1 protein-coding gene is annotated in these 3,334 nt (G+C 64.0%); it reads right to left on the bottom strand.

Annotated features, from left to right (window positions below; translation table 11 throughout):
• Positions 1-2,980, bottom strand: a 2,980-nt coding sequence (locus ACGFZ2_RS34295) for a hypothetical protein (protein ID WP_393461017.1), incomplete at its 3' end; no start/stop codon positions are given.
• Positions 2,981-3,334 lie beyond the last annotated feature (354 nt).

Here is a 3,334-nt window from a genome sequence, read left to right as displayed (position 1 = left end):
GACCCCACTCAAACGCCGCCGCACCACCAGGCAACGACGACCCACCCCCAGCGCCCGGCCCATCCCCGGCGCTCGGACGCTGCCTGGTCGGCTCACGTACCCACTCGGCTCGCAGGCTGCGCATATTGCGCCTCTCCTGCCGGTCTTGGAGATCTTTGATGAGCGCCTCGAACTCATCGAGCGTCTTCTTCGTATTGATGATCTTGTAGGCGTGTCCGGTTCCGCCGACCAACGGCGCCTTGACCACGACGAAAACGCCGGTAACGAATTCCGGTCCGACCTGCCGCGACCACTTCCCTACCCGGAAGGTGACATCCGTCCCAGCGGTGACCTTCACCTTCGCCCCACCGAGCGCGCCCTCCGTACCAACACTAATAAGCAGGGAATGGGGCAATAGGTTCTTTACCCCCATTACGTCCTCGAAATCCTCTGCGTCGGAAAGATCCCACTGATTCTGCGGCACCCACAGTGCCCTTCTGCGCAGCGACTCGATGTCGTCTGCGGTGGGGGCGGGCTCCAGCTTCAGGTACAGGGTCTCCCCGGTAGGACTATTTTCGGCCGGTAGTTCCACGAACGCGGCGGATCGACCAGTGCTGTCATACCCGAGTTCGAGACGAACCTCTTCGATGCCCGCAGGAAAGACGAACGAATCTCCGTCGACCGCCACGGCCTGTGGGATATAGACCGGGCGGCCGGCGAATTTTACGTCCAACTTCCTAAAATTCGATTTGGGGCGGCCTAGCGACGCCGTGATGTGGTAGGACCCGACGAACGATGGGGGGAGTCTCCACGCCTGGCCGGGCACCTCCGGCAAGTCCGGCGCGACACCGCCGGACCCACCGGCCCTGATGGGATGCCGCTCAGGTGCCGACCCGGCTAGCGGGACACGCCGATTATCCCGTTCCTGCCGTTTGTTGAGAGTCTTTATGATCCCATCGAGCTCATCGATCTTCTTGCCCGTGTCGATGAGCCGGTAGGCGTGTCCGGTTCCGTCGACCAACGGCGCCCTGACCACGACGAAAACGCCGCTTTCCGATCCGGCCAGCCGCGGCCACTTCCCTACCCGGTAGGTAATCTTCGTCCCCTTGGTGACCTGCACCTCCCCCCCACCGGGGGTCAAGTGCCTCCCCTTGCCAATGGTAGTACGCAGGGGGGCGGGCAATTTGGTATCCGCCAAAATTTCACCTGGGTAAGTCACTGCGCCGGAAAGATCCCACAGATCCTCCAGCTCCCAATATACATTTATGGACCTCGACATGCCGCCGATGCTGTCCGCGGTGAGGGCGGGGTTGACCACTTCCACGTACAGGTCCTGTCCGGCCCCACTCTCTTGATCCGGATGTACCCGGCGCTCGCGTATCGCGGCCGTCAGTTCCACGACCATCAGGGGTTGACCAGTGACGCCAAACCCGGCTCTGAAAACAATCCGGTCCAGCGTCGTGGGGTAGTCGAACTTACCTCCGCCGGCCAGGATGCCTCCCGGGAGATAGATACTGGGATCTCCTGCCCCGCCGAGCCGTGTGCCCAGATTCCTTCTGGCCGAGAATATCGACGTCGTGCTGCGGTAGGAATCGACGAACAATGGGTGATCGGTTTTCCACGCCCGGCCGGGTGCCATTGTCTTCAGAGCTGCCACCTCGCCGAGAGTGAACCTGCGGTCGATCCCTTGGAAGATGGCGCTTTCGGTGCCGTCGGGCCGGGTGTACCGGATTTCGACAAAACCGGCACTCCGCCTTCTCGAAATCTTCCCGATAGTGACATAGACCTCATCACCCGGGCGAACAAGCCCATCGATCCCATCGATCCCATCGAGACGCATCTCCTGGCCGGCCAGCCAGATGCTCAACCCGGGCACCGGACGAGTGAACCCCGACATCTCCGGGTCATGCCGCACCGGGGTGGCCGGGACGCGGATGGTGAATGGGAAATCGAGGTCCGTTGGGCGCTGGTCTTCCCAGCTGCCCTGGTCCTTGAGATTGCGCAAGTATCGGAGGTGTGCGGCGAGTTCCTGGACCTGACTGTACGGGAAGGAGGAGCGTTGACGGATGACCGCGAGGTCACGCTGGAAGGTGTTTTCCAGGATACGCGAGTAGGTGCTGTCGGGATTCTTCTCCGCCTTGGCGATCGCCGCTTGCAGCAGACCACGCGTCTTCTCGAACTTCCCATCCAGTTCCCGCCGCGTGTGGGGATTTATCTTCTGGGGGAAGCCCTCAGCGATCCGGTCGGCGATGCCGTCTTCGGCACGAGGTTTGACGAGGAAGTAAGCACCCCTCCACCACAGGACCTGTTCCGGGACGACACCGTCATCCGGCGGCGGGCCGATGCGGTCCGGGGCACCGAACGGATGATGGACCAGCATCGGCCGGGACAACTCCTTGGCCGCCACGTGGAAAGGCACAAGCGTGAGTTCGTGAACCCCGCCACCGACGACCTTGCGGAACCAGATCCGGTGCAGCGCCTTCTGCTCCTGCTCCGACACGTCCGCCGGATACGGAAGAATCTCCCTAAATTTCGACTCGGCACCCCGGGCGAGGTCGTCGGCCAACTCACGAATCACCCACGCACGCAGTCCATCCAGGCTGCGGACCTTCAACTTCGCCAACGGATTCCCAAAGGCGTCCAACACCGGCTGAAAGACCCCGGCCACCCCCATGTCAAACCGCCGAGGATCGAAGTCGAACACCTCGAGCGCCCACCGCTCGAAGCGCTCCGCCTGGTCACTGGACACCACGGCCGACAACGTGGTGATCGCCTTAGCCACCTCCTGCTCCAAGCCCGACGCGACATCGCCCCCCGACGACGCCGAGCCATGCGCCGGCGGCACCCCTGCCGGCGAGCCCGGCGCATCGTCCAGCGCGGGGTTCTCCGACCGCAACCCCAACATCAATTCCGCCGGATCCACCCCTGACGGCAAGTCCACGGAGCCCGCCGGCGCACCGTCCACCGGCGGCGGCGACTCCGAGCCAGGCTCCAGTGGCACCCCTGCCTCATTGGTCGGAAATTCAGGCGCCGGTGTCCGCGCTGCCGGCGAGCCCGGGAACCCGCCCGCTCCGTCGGTCTCCGTCCCCCAATCCGGGAAAGCCAATGGTGCCCGCATATCGAGCAAACTCGACAGGTCATCCGCGTAAATATTCAGGCCATCCGCCGGCTCACCATCGGTACGCGGACGCTTCGGCTCAGGTCCCGACTCCGACGGCGGCGACTCCGAGCCAGGCTCCAGTGGCACCCCTGCCTCATCGGTCGGAAATTCAGGCGCCGGTGTCCGCGCTGCCGGCGAGCCCGGGAACCCGCCCGCTCCGTCGGTCTCCGTCCCCCAATCCGGGAAAGCCAATGG

This window comes from Micromonospora sp. NPDC048063, from assembly GCF_043202855.1.
Taxonomy (GTDB): Bacteria; Actinomycetota; Actinomycetes; order Mycobacteriales; family Micromonosporaceae; genus Micromonospora.
Note: the sequence above shows the minus strand (reverse complement) of the source record. Positions and strands in the feature narration are given on the sequence as shown.